Source organism: Bacillus sp. V33-4 (genome assembly GCF_002860225.1).
In the GTDB taxonomy this organism is placed as follows: domain Bacteria; phylum Bacillota; class Bacilli; order Bacillales; family Cytobacillaceae; genus Bacillus_BJ; species Bacillus_BJ canaveralius.
In genome coordinates this window covers 50,808-65,319 of sequence record NZ_PGVC01000018.1, presented here as the reverse complement: position 1 = coordinate 65,319, position 14,512 = coordinate 50,808, and the positions used below count along the sequence as shown (strand labels likewise).

The window sequence follows — 14,512 nt, the reverse complement described above, 5'->3', positions numbered from 1 at the left end:
GCACTCTCCCTGAGTGCTTGTCCTTGATTATTTTGTTTGTTTATTCATGGCAGACATCATCTGGTTGATTTTCTTTTGGGATGGCTTCATGCCCATTTGCATCATCATCATTTTTAACATTTGTTCATTGATTGGCGGATTTTTCTTTAAATAGCTCATCATATATTTACGAGCAATGAAAAATCCTAGCGCTACACCAGCCAATAGAGCCAGTATACCAACTAGAATAAGATCCCACATAGCTTAACTTCCTCCTTCGTGTTGTCTATCATACAGTGTACTAGACCACACGTTATTATACAATATTTGCGCTGTGTTTTCCTCGTTTTATACAAAATTTCTTTCTTTAATCGGTTTCAGCCATCCATACCGATTTTGCGAAGTATCAACCGCCAAAAAAGAGTGTTCACATTTACGAAGCACTTCGAAAAAAATTGTTTCCGAATCAAAGCTGCCGTATGACTCCACTGTCACCAGGCGGTCGTAGACGGCTAGCTTGGCAACACTTGCATTTCCTTTTTTCTCAATTAAATAGGAGTTTTGCTCAATACGGAATCCCCGGTTCTTGACGAGCTGCTGATGGATAAGCTGATGAAGCTTGATTGCAGGAATCTTTTTCGTAATATAATCGATTTGCATATGCAGTATCGACCGCAGTTGGCCATGTGATTGCTCATAATCCTTAAAAAGTTCATAGAACATTCGTTCTCTTCCGTAATAATGACAGGCGAATTCATCTTCAATTAAATAAAGGCTATAATTCCGCATTGCTGCCCTCCTCAAGGACAAACTTTTTCTTTCATTATAATGAATAAAAAAGGGGCTGTTTGTCTGAAGATGTTAAAAAATAGCGATTTTTTTGTCGAATTCGGAAATTGTGATTAATTTAACTATATCTTATGGGTTTGTTGTTAGGAAAGGGGGGAAATTATTTTCCATCATTGATTAAATAAGAGTTGAATGCAGCAAGCATAAGGATTTTAGTAGAGAATTTCGGATATTTCGACTAATTAAAAGCCAAATATTAATGTCTTATACCCTTAAATTGAACCCCATCAGCATTTTTTCTTTCCATATCGGGTTCCAATGTTGTCGCTTATCATGGCTTGACCATTTTCGTTTGGCATTGTTGTACACCGGTCATTACTTTTTTCGTCTCGATTAATGGAGATTCTTCCATCAAGTGATTATGGATTCTGTATTTTTTTAATAAACTGTCCTTTGAAATAAATAAATACAACGGATCAGGCCTTTTACTACCCCTGGGAATTTCCGACTTTGAAAGGAGATAAATTGGGTAGAGTGCCAGTTGTTTTATCCATTTATACGGGCGACTCGAAATTGCATGAGGCTCAAATCCTAATCGTTCGCACCCTTTGTTTATCATTGTAATGCCGATGATTCCTTTAATTTCTCGGTTATTTTTATGCTGATGAACATATAGCGCAAGATAAGGCAGCGACTCTTTTACTTTTTTATACAGGATCACCGCCTTTTTAACATCATTCTCAATATGTTGCAGCTCTTTTAATAAACGAACGTTGTATAAATGTATCTTTATTAGAACATCATTTTTCTTTATCTTTGTTCCATCCGCCAAAACGACTTCACGACCTTTATAGCGAGTTAGCCTTACCCGAAATATGGCGGCTTTTTCTTCCGTTCGGTCAAGATAATTTAAGCGAGAAAGGAAAAAGTACACCGGATCAATTATACTCCATGCCAATAGAAAGTAATGTCTCAGCCTCATTGTCATTCTCCTTGCAAATATGTTACATAGTTCTTTAATAACTGTTTTATTTTGACTAAGTCGATGAGTAAATATAGGTGGAAATTGTAGGTTGTGTTGAAATAAAAGGTAAATTAATGTTATTGTTCCAGGGAGAAGGAAGCATTTTGTCAACGATGAATTGAATCACTCTTACCTGATCTGTAGTCTAATTGTAAGAGGATCGTATTTTTAAATTCACAAGAAAAAGGCATTTCTGAGGTTAATGTTCTGTTCATTATAGGTGAAAGCAATCAGGTTTCAACAGAAATGCAAAAGAGCAGGATATCCAAATTCCTGCTTTATGCTTTCAACATATGTCTGAACCCGTATAACAACAACGGGCCACTTCTTTCGTTTGTTTCTTGTCTATTACATGCTTTTGTCTAAATAACGTATATCGGCATATCCTTTTTTACGGCGGTAGTATATTATCATTATGGCCGCAAAGATTAAAACGACAGAAATGACTTGTGCCATCCGTAAATAATCTGTAAGCATTAAACTATCTGTTCTCATTCCCTCGATAAAGAAACGGCCGAATGAATAGTAAATGATGTATGTTAAAAACAATTCACCACGCCTTAAATTTGTCCTGCGGAGGGACATCAACACAATAAATCCAGCAAAATTCCAAAGAGACTCGTATAAAAAAGTCGGATGAAAATAAGTCCCTTTAATATACATTTGGTTAATGATAAAATCGGGCAAATACATACTTTCGAGAAATTCCCGCGAGACGGGTCCTCCATGAGCTTCTTGATTGATAAAATTTCCCCAGCGTCCGATTGCTTGACCGAGAATCAGACTTGGTGCCAAAATATCGGCAAGTTTCCAGAAGGAAATATCCCGTAGCTTCGAAAACACGAATATCGTCAACACTGCACCGATTAGTACACCGTGCATGGCCAACCCACCCTCCCGGATAGCGATTATTTTGCCGGGATTTTCGACATAATAATCCCATTTAAATATCACATAGTAAACGCGGGCAACGATGATCGAAATCGGAACGGCAAAAATGACGAGGTCAGCTAAGGTTTCTTTTGGTAAATCTCGTCGTTCGCTCTCACGCATGGCGAGCCACAGGCCGAGAAGAACACCGGAAATGATAATAACACCGTACCAGTAAAGTTGGATAAAACCGAGATCGATTGCAACCCTATCAATCGATTCAATCGTTACTTCCATATTCTCACCCTTTTTTTTACAATTTTGGTCATTTCAAATCGTTTTTGTAGTTGAAATTAGGGTTAAACGGCATTCATGGCTTGTCTGACATTTAACATCCTGGTTTATACTGAAGCATACACATCTGTTTCACAAAAGACATTCATGCCTGCCCGGTCGAACACAGATGATAAAGTTTCTAATTATAATATCAGCTAGATAATTTGTTTGGCCTCCCTAAACTTTTTATCCCATCGGTACTTGGGGAATGACTTTTCCTTCAATACGTTCAAAAATGTCACTTAAGTCACGCCCTGTAATGGTTAAACCATGATTTCTAAGACCAATGATCGTCCTTGAAGCATCATCGGCATTTCGTACCAGGTCGGCTACAGTTTCTGCCAGTTGTATCGTACCACAAGGATAATTCATGTCAGTGGCTTTTACCCCATCCATCCATGCATGAATATGAACAATAGCCCCCACTTTTGGATGTTCTTTATAAATCATCCAATGTTCAATGGCATCAACTGATGCTCTTTTTGGAGAAATAGAAGGTGGAACACTTATTTCCATCGCATTTTTCTTCGGATTAAATCCTTTAATATATAAAATATCTTGTCCTATTACGCGCATATTCGCTTTATTGACACCACTTGCGCTCATCCAAAATCCCCTGTCATCGTGACGGCTGCTAAGATTACCATAGCTTAGACCGCCAATCCCATATAATTTTTTCAACTGACGCATATCACGATATGATAAATATTTTTCAAGTGGAAATGGTGCAGGTAATAAATTCATTTCATCCAATTTCTTACCTGATACGTACATTCTTTTTGTAATTTCGTTACCATTCCATAAATTTTCATCCAGATCCTCTGCAAACTCATTGTCGATGACTAATTGAGCTGATGCCACCGGTTCCAATCTTTCATAAATCTTTTTGAAAAAGTCTTCCGCGTTATTTTGGTAACTTAATTTGTAAAATCCTTGTTCAGGAGTAATAAAATAAACATCCATTTTTTCCTTAGTGTTTATGATAAACATTAAATGGTTGGCTAATGACCTGATTAGATATGGATAAGCAGCTTCAAAGATATTCTCAGGTTCTTCATTTGTCTCAAGTATTGAGATAACAAAAGTCGCCTGTGCTTTTCGACGAAATGGACGTGGTTTTTCTTGATCGATGACATTAAACACGATCCTAATATCATCGACTGTTTCTTTACAATATGTATATCCTTCGTTCGAAAATTTTTCTCTTAATCCTTCCATATACCATGTCAGGAAAGGAGTTTTTTTGGTACCTGTTATCGCAAAGTTATTCATATTGTCTTCCTCCAAATTTCTATTAAGATCATCATCGTTTACGGTTCAAAAACTACTTTGATTGCTGCAGTATTTTTCTTATTTGATGCAGTACTAAGAGCATTTTGGTATTCTTCTAATGGAAATCTGTGAGTGACCAATGGTGATAGATCCAGTTTTCCAGCATGCATTAACTGAATTGCAATATCAAACGTCCGTTTTCTTTTTCCTTGAAATACTTCTGTGCTATAAGCGAAGCTTCCTTTGATATTTAACTCATTAAGCCACACTGTGGTCCAATCAATTCCGTCCATGATCCCGGCAAGACCTAACAGCACAATTTTTCCACCATTTTTTGCAAACCGCAGTGCATCATTGATACTCTGTTTTTTCCCAACACATTCAAATACAATATCCGCACCTCCCTGTATCACTTCAGGACCAAAAAGCGGCTTTAATACTTGTCCTTTAATAGATTTTGTTAGGTCCCCAACGTAAGTTTGCTTTCGCAAGAAGATTATTTTGTTTGCCCCGTAATTGGATGCCAACCCGGCCTGAAAATCATGTTTCACCAAAGCAACAATGTTACACGGGATTTCCAGTGCTCGAATAGCAGCAATAACGCAGAGCCCAATCACCCCTCCTCCTATAACCAAGACGGTGTCGCTTTTACCAGGTCGATTCCTTAAAATACTATGTAAAGCGCAGCTAAAAGGCTCTATCATCACTCCGTTTAAATCATCTACGGTTGCAGGGAGCTTAAAAGCTTGACTCTTGTGAGCCACAATATATGAACCCCATCCCCCACCTGTGTCATGACAGGTTCCTATTAACAGTCCCGGGGATAAATTTCCTTCAGTTTTATAGACACACAAACTAAAATTTCCTTTAAGGCAAGCGGGACAAGGAGGGGCTATTCCTCGTGACACACACGACAAGATTGGATCTATTACTACTCGATCTCCCCTGTTCAAACCAGTAACTTGTGAACCCGCTGCCACAATTGTTCCTACAATTTCATGCCCAATCGTAAAAGGAAACGAAACAAATGGTGAGGTAGCAGGACTATCCCTTAAAGAAATAAGATTAAGATCACTGCCGCAAATACCGCCATATTTCACCTTTACTTTAACCCAATGTTCATTGGGAAGCCCCGGCTCCGATTGTTCAAGAAATTTTAAACAGGATAGCCGGGAATCCCAATAAACAGACGGAAATAACTTTCCCGTTATTTTACTGAAGATGTAGCGAGGGACTTTATAATCGAATTGCAAAGCTTTCAACACTAATCACCTAGTTTCTTCAAACGTTATAGTCAATAATTTTTCCATATCGGTATCTGGCTATTCATGTTTTTGATAAATATGGAAAGAACTTCTGAGTATTTTTGAAGGAAAAAAAGAAAAATAAGTATTGGTCAAAGAATTTTTCTTTTGGTCGGAGGTTGGACAATGAATACAGTAAACAAACAGGCTTTAATGGTTTATAACGCTTTTTCCGGGAAAAAGGCAACTCACAAAGACTTTCCTTTACTAATACAAAGACTTACAGAAATGGGTTATCGAATCACGATTCAGCAGCCAGCAGAGTTCGAAGATGTGGTTAAAGCTATTAAAAATGCATGCCAAAGCAGATGGGATGCGATTTTTATTGCCGGAGGAGACGGCACAGTAAACCAGACAATCCAATTGTTAGCTGAAGAAGAATATAGACCAACTGTAGGAGTTTTCCCATTTGGAACGAGCAATGAGCTTGCAAAATATTTAGGGATGTCATGCCCCATGGAAGCTCTTTCAATTATTGAAAGAGGTAATACTAAACAAGTTGACATCGGAAAATTTGGAAACCGCTACTTTGCCAACATTGCAGCAGCAGGATGGTTGTCGGATATAACCTATCGAACACCTCCAACTTTCAAATCGTATTTTGGTGAATGGGCCTATTGCTATTATTTTCTTAAAACATTTTTTTTGACAAAACAGTCGGATGCAATATCCGTTGATGTTTCCTCCGACCAAGTGATTTCGGATATCTGTTTATTTTTAATTATGAATGGAAACTCCGTCGGTCCATTTGAACATCTAATTAAGAATTCAACTGAAAATGATGGTTATTTTCATCTGATTACGTGTAAAAAAACCAATCGGTTACAGCTGCTTGTTTCATTACTTGCAAAAATGCTTAACATTCCTGACAATTCATCAGTCATAAATCATACTAAAATAAAATCGGGTTGCTTTACGATACCAGAGTGCATCGCCCTCAATCTTGATGGAGAAAAAGCTTATGTGAAAAGCCTGCATTTTAAAGTATTGCCCCAGCACCTTCGTGTTTTTTGCTCAACTGATAAATAAAACTCCCTATTTAAAGAATGTATTTTCACAAGTAAAGTTGGCTATAATTTTGTTAAAAACCATAGATAGGTGAGACTTTTGTTTTGTTTTATTGTTAATAAAGCTTCGGGTAATGGAAAAGCTCTTAAAGTTTGGTATCAAATAGAAAAAATGCTCAAAGAAAAAAACGTCTTTTACTGTGTTCATTTTACTCAAAAGCCAAAACACGCCACAGCATTAGTTCGAGAACTGATTCATAATGAAAAAGTGAGTGTGATGGTGGCAGTTGGTGGGGATGGGACTATCCATGAAGTGGTCAATGGATTAGTCGGCACGAATATACCTTTAGGAATTATCCCAGCTGGTTCAGGAAATGATTTTTCTAGAGGACTGGGCATTCCGCTCAAACATGATAGAGCTTTAGAACGTATATTAAGCGGAAAACCCCAAATTATCGATATTGGAAAAGTAAATTCCACATTATTTTGTACAGTTGCAGGAATAGGATTTGACGGGGAAGTAGCACGATTAGCGAATGAATCTAAATACAAAAAATTCTTTAATGTGATCCGAATGGGTCGCATTTCCTACATTATTAGTGCATTAAATGTGCTGCTTCGCTATAAACCAATGGATATGTCCTTAATCATTGATAATAAACTCCACAACATTCCAAAGGCATGGCTAATTGCCGTAGCCAATTTACCTTTTTACGCAGGAGGACTTGTGATCTGTCCAGAGGCAGAAAGTAATGATGGGTTTTTTGATGTATGTATTGTTCAAGAGATGTCCAAGTGGGAACTCCTTTGTATATTTCCATTAGTTTTTAAAGGAAAACATACCTCTTCCCCATCGATAAAGATCATTAAAGGAAAGCAGTTAGAGATTTATTCCTCCTCGGCATTGTTGGTACACGGGGATGGCGAAGTAATTGGACAAACTCCTGCCCGAATTACAATAAAACCATGCGCATTATACGTCTTGTAGAGAATACGTATAAAGAGGCTAAACCCGTGTTTCATCAAAGGCTGAAATTAGGGCTTTCTTCGCTAAAAGTTATTTATTTTTTTCATTTTTTCCAAGGCTTCGTCATAGTCAAATTCAACTAGCGCCACGAACATTCGGTTTATTGTTTGAATAAACCCCTTAATAATCTCAATCATGATCTGTTTGAACACCCCTTTCTTTGATTTGAAGTTTGTCTGTCCATATTATTGAAAGTATGGAATCATTTTAAGTTGATCAAAAAAAGGATTTGCTATTCAGGCTCCTTAAAATTTCTATTTTATTCTTATCGGGTTTTAGAACGTATTATCTTCGTCTTGAGATTTTTTATTTTATAAAACTAATGTAAATTCGAGGTGAGATATTTTGGAGTTTAAGATCATGACATGTAACATTCACCATGGAAAAGGTATGGATAAGCAAATAGATCTTCACCGAACAGCCAAAGTAATTGAAAAAAGTGATGCAGATATCATTGGCCTGAACGAAGTTGATAAACATTATTCTGAGAGAAGTGATTATCTAGACCAGAGTATGTGGCTTGCACAACAATTAAATATGTATCATGCTTTCAGCCCCTCTCTCACTTTGACGTCTAAACAAACAACCACAAAGAGACAGTATGGAAATGCTCTTTTGTCCCGCTTTCCGATCGTATCAGAAAAGAGTTACTTATTTAATTTCATTCCCGGGTTAATTGAAGGAAGATCATTGCTCACCGCCACTGTTGAGCACAACAAAAAGTTATTTGATATTAATGTCACGCATTTAAGTCTTAATCCCATTCTTCACAGGAAACAAATAAATTTTATTGTCAATCAGTTACATAAAAATTCTCATCCTATGATTATCATGGGTGATTGGAATATGAAGCCCGGGTCAAGAGGTTGGAGAAAAATGACTACTGAGTTCCACGATGTATGGGATCATGCGGGTAATGGAACTGGATTTACTTATCCATCTCTTCGACCAAAATTAAGATTGGACTACCTTTTCGTTAGCCCTTCTTTTCAGGTTGATGATGCAGAAGTGATATCAAATCTACCGCATGCATCTGACCATTTGCCATTAAAAGCAACGCTTTTATTCAGTCAATAGAATGAAGAGAATATTGCCGCAATAAACGAATTCTATGGACGACTATGAAAAAATGCTCAAATAATTTCATGTGCGACAATCCATAATAAAACAAGAAATTAATGTTTTTTAGTGAGGAGATAAATGATGACATCACCCCTTTCTCAGAAAAAAAGAGTGATCCTGCTTTTGATTGACACATTAATGGGTTCGACTGTACAAGCTGCCGTAAAGAGTGGACAAGCTCCTGCTTTACAATTTTTTATTGAAAACGGCCGTTACTTTCCCGATGTTGTCAGTCCATTTCCAACTATGTCAGTCAATGTCGACAGCACATTATTAACTGGAGTGTACTGCAATAAACATAAAGTCCCAGGCTTGGTTTGGTATGATCAAAACGAAAAAAGAATTATTAATTACGGAAGTCATGTAAGGGAGCTTTTAAAACTGGGACTGACGCAATCCATGGAAGATATCCTTTATAATTTGAATAATAAGCATTTAAGCAAGCAGCATAAAACGATCCATGAAATTTTAAAAGATAAAGGAATCAAGACGGCTTCAATCAACACGCTTATATATAGGGGAAGTCAACCTAACATATTGAAAGTACCCTTTTTATTATCTTTGTTAACAGGCATGAAAAAAGAGCAAATAACTTATTCTCCAGAGTTGTTTTCGTATGGAGCTTTACACCGGTTTAATCATTTAAAAAAGAACTCTTTCTTTTGGCAAAAATATGGCTTTAATGATAACTTTTCAGCAAACCAATTGAAATATCTTATAAACGAGCATAAACTTCCGCCCTTCACGATTGCTTATTTTCCCAATTTAGATCAAAGCATACATAAGAACGGAAGAAAAGATATAAACGGTATCCATAAGATTGATCAGAATTTGCAAGAAATTTTAAATCAATATGAAACATGGAATGATGCTCTGACCGAGAACATTTGGATTATTCTTGGAGATAATGGTCAAGCATGGATCGATAAAAATCGTCATGAAGCTTTAATTGATTTAAGAAAGCTTTTAAGTTCATACAAAATAGTAAAGTTAAAAAAAGGAATTACGCCACAAGACCAAATTGTTCTTGGTGTTAACGAGAGGATGTCCTATATTTATTCTCTTAACACTGAAAAGGTACCTTTAAGTGATATAGCAAATATCCTGCAAAAAGATAACCGAATTGATGTCATTGCATTTAAAAAAGGAAACACGATAACTGTTACATCCGGAATTCATAATGGACACCTTCATTTTGAACCTGAAGGAGACTTTGTGGATCAATATGGACAATCCTGGTCTTTTGAAGGGAATAAAGAAATATTGGATCTCACCATTTCGAACAAAAAAATTGAATTTGGGGATTACCCCGATGCTTTTGCAAGGTTATATGCATCATTATTCTCACATGAAGGTGAATACATGATTGCAAGTGCGAAACCTGGCTATGAATTCATAGGTGAAGGTTCTCCTACTCATGTGGGTGGTGCAAGTCACGGAGGCTTACACAAACAAGATTCTGTTATTTCAATGATCATTGCAGGTACCGAGTCAACACCGAAGTACTTACGCACATTAGATATAAAGCATTGGCTTTTGTCGTTAATTCAATGAAGTGAACTTCGAGCAATCAGGTTATCCTAACAATTCACTGAACGTGTTTTGTATTACCTTTATTTTAGTTAAACTTCAAACACTCTCAAGGACTTTTTCGTTTTTCTTCAAGGCTATTATCAAGTATATTTATTCTCTTTCTTAATAAGTTCATCATGCTCTTGTATTGAATAGGATTAATTATCAAATACTGTTAATAGCCATTTGATAAAGGAGTGAAAGAAGTGAATAAAGGTAAGGGTACTTCGATTCATTTATTTCTATTATTGTTGGTTACGGCAATTTTTATATGGTCAATGATTAAACCAACAGGCGGTTATTTGACGTGGGCAATGGAGGTGGGACCTGCCGTTGTGGGTCTAATTATCGCGATTGCGACATACAATAAATTTCGTCTCACTACCCTCTCATATATCATTATCGCAATTTTGGCAATCATCATGTTTGTCGGCGGTCATTATACTTACTCAAGAGTTCCCCTATTTAATTGGTTAAAAGACGTTTATGATTTAAAACGAAATCACTACGACCGGTTTGGACATTTAATAAAGGGTTTGATTGTGATAGTCATAAGAGAAATATTATTACGAAAAACACCGTTAACAACAGGGGCCTGGTTATTTACCATTGTGACAAGTATTTCCCTTGCACTCGCTGCTTTATATGAAATCATTGAATGGTTAGTTTCTGTGATAACAAAGGGAGGAAAAGCATCTAAAGACTTTCTGGGTAATCAGGGCGACATCTGGGATTCACAATGGGATATGTCGTTTGCCTTGATTGGTTCCATTCTTGCATTACTCCTCTTCTCAAAATTACATAACCGCCTCATGAAAAAAGAATTAAATGATTAAAACGAAACAATCAGGTGCAAAAACGACTGAAAAAAGCTTTGTAATGTACTTTTCCGCTGTGTTTTGTTGAACCAAAGATATGTCAATTCCTCCAGTAACACTTTTAAACTAGGTGAATAAATTTAGGAATGAAAAGGAGGAATGCTTATGGATCACAACAACGGTTTTCGATTAGAAAACCAACAACCAAACTTTGGGCACCTGGCAGACCAAGATTATAGAGATATCAAAAGCCTATGCAAGAAATACATGAGCTATCATGTTATTGGACATAGAAGTGACGGTTCCAGTATGGACGGAATTCTCGATAGTATGGACGATGGCGGCATAACTATGTTAGTGCCAGAAGATGTTGAAGATGATGATAGACAATTTGGAGGATATGGCAGACGAAGGTACAGAAGATATCGGCGCCGCCGATATCCGTATTCATTCTTTGTTTTCCCATTTTTTGTACCGTTCCCTTATTACTACCCATACTGGTGACAAATTGTCTGAAACCCTCCTAAAGATTATGTCTTGTAATCCTATGAACATTCAAAAGCTGACACCGAATCTTTTCGTGTCAGCTTTTGAATGTTCAAGAAGATTAATTTGCAACTGAAACCAGTTGTACCTTCAAAAGAATAGTAAATTTTGCAGCAGCTTTCGAAACTTCTATTCATTTATTTTTACATTGAGCTATAAGTTTGCTGGAAGGAAAAAGGGCAAAAAAGCAAAGCTTGGAGAAATTTTTGGTGGAAGTCTGGTAAATTAAAATGAGCAATTGCCTTTTTATAGAAAAAGGGGTGGAAATTTTATGGAGTTTATGATTATTTTCAGTCTTCATTTTTTTATCATGGGTTCTTTGGTCCTCTTGATTAGCGGGGCGATTACGTTTATATGTCAAAGGATGCATTTTATTTTTGTAGTTTTATTGATCATGCTGGCAGGCTTTTTTTATACTTTATATTTTGAGGTTGTTAATGAATTAGCTCTGTTCGCGATTTTCTTTAACGCCGTTCTTTCGATTATCGCGATGGGATTAGTCAAATTAGGTCTTTACATGAGGAAAAAAGCTGAAGAGTTAAATTTGAGGGAATAACTTATATCAAAAAGGACATAAAAAGAGCATCGACAAAAATCGACGCTCTTTTTATATTTGGTGCATCCTCGCCGATGGAGGATGCACTTATAAATTAGTTTTGCAGCAACGCTTTTACACGTGCGACAACATTTTCAACCGTAAAACCATACTCTTCGATAATTCTTTCTCCAGGCGCGGATGCCCCAAATTGGTCAATCGCCAATACATCGCCTTCATCGCCTGTGTAACGGTGGAATCCTAAAGAAGCAGCCATTTCGATGCCAAGGCGTTTCTTGACCTCTTTCGGGAGCACGCTTTGTTTGTATTCTTTGCTTTGTGATTCAAAACGATCCCATGACGGCATGCTTACAACGGAAACGTCAATGCCTTCTGCAGCCAGTGCTTCTTGGGCTTTCACGGCCAGGGCTACTTCAGATCCTGAAGCCAACAAGAGTGCGTCGGGCACATCTTTTCCAGCAGGAGAGACGACATAGGCACCTTTTGAAACTCCCTCATATCCATGCTCAACAGAACCTTTTAACGTCGGCAGGTTTTGGCGCGTCAAGACAAGCGCGGTCGGCTTGTCTGTTGATTCGACAGCAAGCTTCCAGGCAGCAGCAGTTTCATTGGCGTCTGCCGGGCGGATCACAGATAAATTCGGCATTGCCCGAAGTGCAGGCAGTTGCTCAACTGGCTCATGCGTCGGACCGTCTTCGCCTACTGCAATGCTATCATGAGTGAATACATAGGTTACAGGCAATCCCATTAACGCTGCAAGGCGAATCGCCGGACGCAGGTAGTCAGAGAAAACAAAGAACGTTCCGCCAAAAACTTTAAGCCCGCCATGAAGCGCCATTCCGTTCAGTGCTGCTGCCATGGCAAATTCACGTACACCAAACCAAATGTTGCGGCCTTCATATGAGTCAGGCGTGTAATCGCCTGTCCCTTTAATCATCGTCTTGTTCGAACCGGCAAGGTCAGCTGAACCACCAAGGAAGAAAGGAAGATTTTTCGCAATGGCATTCAATGCTTCTCCCGAGGATGCGCGGCTTGCTATGCTTGATCCCTCTTCATAAACTGGCAGGTCTTTATCCCAGCCCTCCGGAAGCTCTCCTTTTATTGCTAGTTCAAGCTGTTTTCCAAGTTCCGGAAAATCCTGTTTGTATTGGGAGAACAACTCATTCCATTCCCTCTCTTTTTTGCTGCCGTTATCAGCAATATGTTGCTTAAAGTGGGCATAAACCTCTTCCGGTACATGAAAATCCTCTTCAAACGTCCATTTATAGGCTTCCTTCGTAAGCTTTAACTCATCCGGTCCAAGCGGTGCACCATGCACGTCCGATTTCCCGGATTTGTTAGGCGATCCGAACCCGATAATCGTTTTAACTTCGATTAAAGTTGGATGCTCTGTGTCTTGCCTTGCTTCTTCAAGAGCTTTTGCAATGGCATCAAGATCATTTCCATCTTCGACACGCAAATACTGCCATCCGTAAGATTTGAATCTGTTTTCAACACTTTCAGAGAACGCGCGATTAAGGTCTCCATCAAGCGAAATATCATTTGAATCATAAAGAACTATCATACGGCCAAGTTTTAAATGCCCGGCAAGCGATGCCGCCTCTGCCGAAACACCTTCCATCAAATCCCCATCACCGCATAAGCTATATGTATAGTGATCAATTAATTCATAGTTTCCTCTATTATAAACGGCAGCCAAATGACGTTCAGCCATGGCCAAACCAACTGCCATCGCAATGCCTTGTCCAAGCGGGCCTGTTGTCGCCTCTACTCCAGCTGTATGGCCATATTCAGGATGTCCCGGCGTTTTGCTGCCCCATTGGCGAAATTGTTTCAGATCGTCAATCGATAGGTCATAACCGGCCAGGTGTAGCAAACTGTACAAGAGCATCGAACCATGTCCAGCTGACAGAACAAAACGGTCGCGATTAAACCAATCCGGATTCGCTGGATTTTGGTTCATAAACCTTGTCCATAATGTGTAAGCCATCGGTGCTGCGCCCATTGGCAAGCCCGGGTGACCGGAATTTGCTTTCTCAATAGCATCAATTGAAAGTGTGCGAATAGAGTTTATTGATAACTCATCAATTTTATCAAACATGTGATACATCCCTTCCTTGTATGTTGATTCCCAACCTTAATATTATAGTGATTGAAATTTTTAAACAACCAATTGTTCATCGGTTTCTCAAAAAAAACAACTATTTCTTATTTTTTGACACAATTAATCTGAATATGCACAATGCTTACTTTCGATTATATCATTTCCACATTGCTCAGCTTCTGCAGG

At 38.1% G+C, this 14,512-nt stretch carries 14 protein-coding genes; 7 read left to right on the top strand and 7 right to left on the bottom strand.

Annotated elements, in window-relative coordinates:
• Positions 1-27: 27 nt before the first annotated feature.
• The 6 genes from CVD23_RS07250 to CVD23_RS07225 all read right to left on the bottom strand — a co-directional run bounded on the left by CVD23_RS07250 (position 28) and on the right by CVD23_RS07225 (position 5,532).
• Positions 28-240, bottom strand: a complete 213-nt coding sequence (locus CVD23_RS07250; protein ID WP_101578032.1) for a YneF family protein — start codon at positions 238-240, stop codon at positions 28-30.
• An 87-nt stretch (positions 241-327) separates the two neighbouring features.
• Entirely contained in the window at positions 328-768 is a 441-nt protein-coding gene (gene sirA / locus CVD23_RS07245; protein WP_101578031.1) for a sporulation inhibitor of replication protein SirA, read from the bottom strand.
• Between the two features lie 331 nt (positions 769-1,099).
• The gene (locus tag CVD23_RS07240) at positions 1,100-1,750 is read right to left on the bottom strand and encodes a YkoP family protein (RefSeq protein ID WP_101578030.1); all 651 of its coding nucleotides are present in this window, start codon (positions 1,748-1,750) and stop codon (positions 1,100-1,102) included.
• A 390-nt stretch (positions 1,751-2,140) separates the two neighbouring features.
• The gene (gene lgt / locus CVD23_RS07235; protein ID WP_101578029.1) at positions 2,141-2,959 is read right to left on the bottom strand and encodes a prolipoprotein diacylglyceryl transferase; all 819 of its coding nucleotides are present in this window, start codon (positions 2,957-2,959) and stop codon (positions 2,141-2,143) included.
• 225 nt (positions 2,960-3,184) lie between these two features.
• Positions 3,185-4,270, bottom strand: a complete 1,086-nt coding sequence (locus CVD23_RS07230; protein WP_101665604.1) for a class II aldolase/adducin family protein — start codon at positions 4,268-4,270, stop codon at positions 3,185-3,187.
• 38 nt (positions 4,271-4,308) lie between these two features.
• Entirely contained in the window at positions 4,309-5,532 is a 1,224-nt protein-coding gene (locus CVD23_RS07225; RefSeq protein ID WP_101665603.1) for a zinc-dependent alcohol dehydrogenase, read from the bottom strand.
• A gap of 168 nt (positions 5,533-5,700) precedes the next feature.
• Between CVD23_RS07225 and CVD23_RS07220 the strand changes: the two genes are divergently transcribed.
• The 7 genes from CVD23_RS07220 (at position 5,701) to CVD23_RS07190 (ending at position 12,222) form a co-directional block, all read left to right on the top strand.
• A complete protein-coding gene (locus CVD23_RS07220) occupies positions 5,701-6,603 on the top strand; it encodes a YegS/Rv2252/BmrU family lipid kinase (protein WP_101665602.1) in 903 nt (300 codons plus the stop codon).
• A gap of 69 nt (positions 6,604-6,672) precedes the next feature.
• On the top strand, positions 6,673-7,569 hold the full coding sequence (locus CVD23_RS07215) for a diacylglycerol/lipid kinase family protein (protein WP_308314928.1): 897 nt from the start codon (positions 6,673-6,675) through the stop codon (positions 7,567-7,569).
• 399 nt (positions 7,570-7,968) lie between these two features.
• Positions 7,969-8,685, top strand: coding sequence for an endonuclease/exonuclease/phosphatase family protein (locus CVD23_RS07210; RefSeq protein ID WP_101665600.1), 717 nt, complete (start codon positions 7,969-7,971; stop codon positions 8,683-8,685).
• A gap of 126 nt (positions 8,686-8,811) precedes the next feature.
• Positions 8,812-10,284 (top strand): alkaline phosphatase family protein, encoded by a 1,473-nt coding sequence (locus CVD23_RS07205; protein ID WP_101665599.1) that lies wholly within the window; start codon positions 8,812-8,814, stop codon positions 10,282-10,284.
• Positions 10,285-10,499: 215 nt separating this feature from the next.
• Entirely contained in the window at positions 10,500-11,138 is a 639-nt protein-coding gene (locus CVD23_RS07200; protein ID WP_245917475.1) for a DUF2238 domain-containing protein, read from the top strand.
• 147 nt (positions 11,139-11,285) lie between these two features.
• Positions 11,286-11,624 (top strand): hypothetical protein, encoded by a 339-nt coding sequence (locus tag CVD23_RS07195; protein WP_257988096.1) that lies wholly within the window; start codon positions 11,286-11,288, stop codon positions 11,622-11,624.
• 313 nt (positions 11,625-11,937) lie between these two features.
• A complete protein-coding gene (locus tag CVD23_RS07190) occupies positions 11,938-12,222 on the top strand; it encodes a hypothetical protein (RefSeq protein ID WP_101665598.1) in 285 nt (94 codons plus the stop codon).
• Between the two features lie 94 nt (positions 12,223-12,316).
• On the opposite strand, the gene tkt is transcribed toward CVD23_RS07190, so the two are convergent.
• A complete protein-coding gene (tkt, locus tag CVD23_RS07185; protein WP_101665597.1) occupies positions 12,317-14,323 on the bottom strand; it encodes a transketolase in 2,007 nt (668 codons plus the stop codon).
• Positions 14,324-14,512: the final 189 nt, after the last annotated feature.

Coding starts and splice junctions, on each gene's coding strand:
- sirA (WP_101578031.1), bottom strand. CDS start 768: ATGCGGAATTATAGCCTTTATTTAATTGAAGATGAATTCGCCTGTCAT.
- CVD23_RS07195 (WP_257988096.1), top strand. CDS start 11,286: ATGGATCACAACAACGGTTTTCGATTAGAAAACCAACAACCAAACTTT.
- lgt (WP_101578029.1), bottom strand. CDS start 2,959: ATGGAAGTAACGATTGAATCGATTGATAGGGTTGCAATCGATCTCGGT.
- CVD23_RS07220 (WP_101665602.1), top strand. CDS start 5,701: ATGAATACAGTAAACAAACAGGCTTTAATGGTTTATAACGCTTTTTCC.
- tkt (WP_101665597.1), bottom strand. CDS start 14,323: ATGTTTGATAAAATTGATGAGTTATCAATAAACTCTATTCGCACACTT.
- CVD23_RS07190 (WP_101665598.1), top strand. CDS start 11,938: ATGGAGTTTATGATTATTTTCAGTCTTCATTTTTTTATCATGGGTTCT.
- CVD23_RS07205 (WP_101665599.1), top strand. CDS start 8,812: ATGACATCACCCCTTTCTCAGAAAAAAAGAGTGATCCTGCTTTTGATT.
- CVD23_RS07230 (WP_101665604.1), bottom strand. CDS start 4,270: ATGAATAACTTTGCGATAACAGGTACCAAAAAAACTCCTTTCCTGACA.
- CVD23_RS07210 (WP_101665600.1), top strand. CDS start 7,969: ATGACATGTAACATTCACCATGGAAAAGGTATGGATAAGCAAATAGAT.
- CVD23_RS07250 (WP_101578032.1), bottom strand. CDS start 240: ATGTGGGATCTTATTCTAGTTGGTATACTGGCTCTATTGGCTGGTGTA.
- CVD23_RS07240 (WP_101578030.1), bottom strand. CDS start 1,750: ATGAGGCTGAGACATTACTTTCTATTGGCATGGAGTATAATTGATCCG.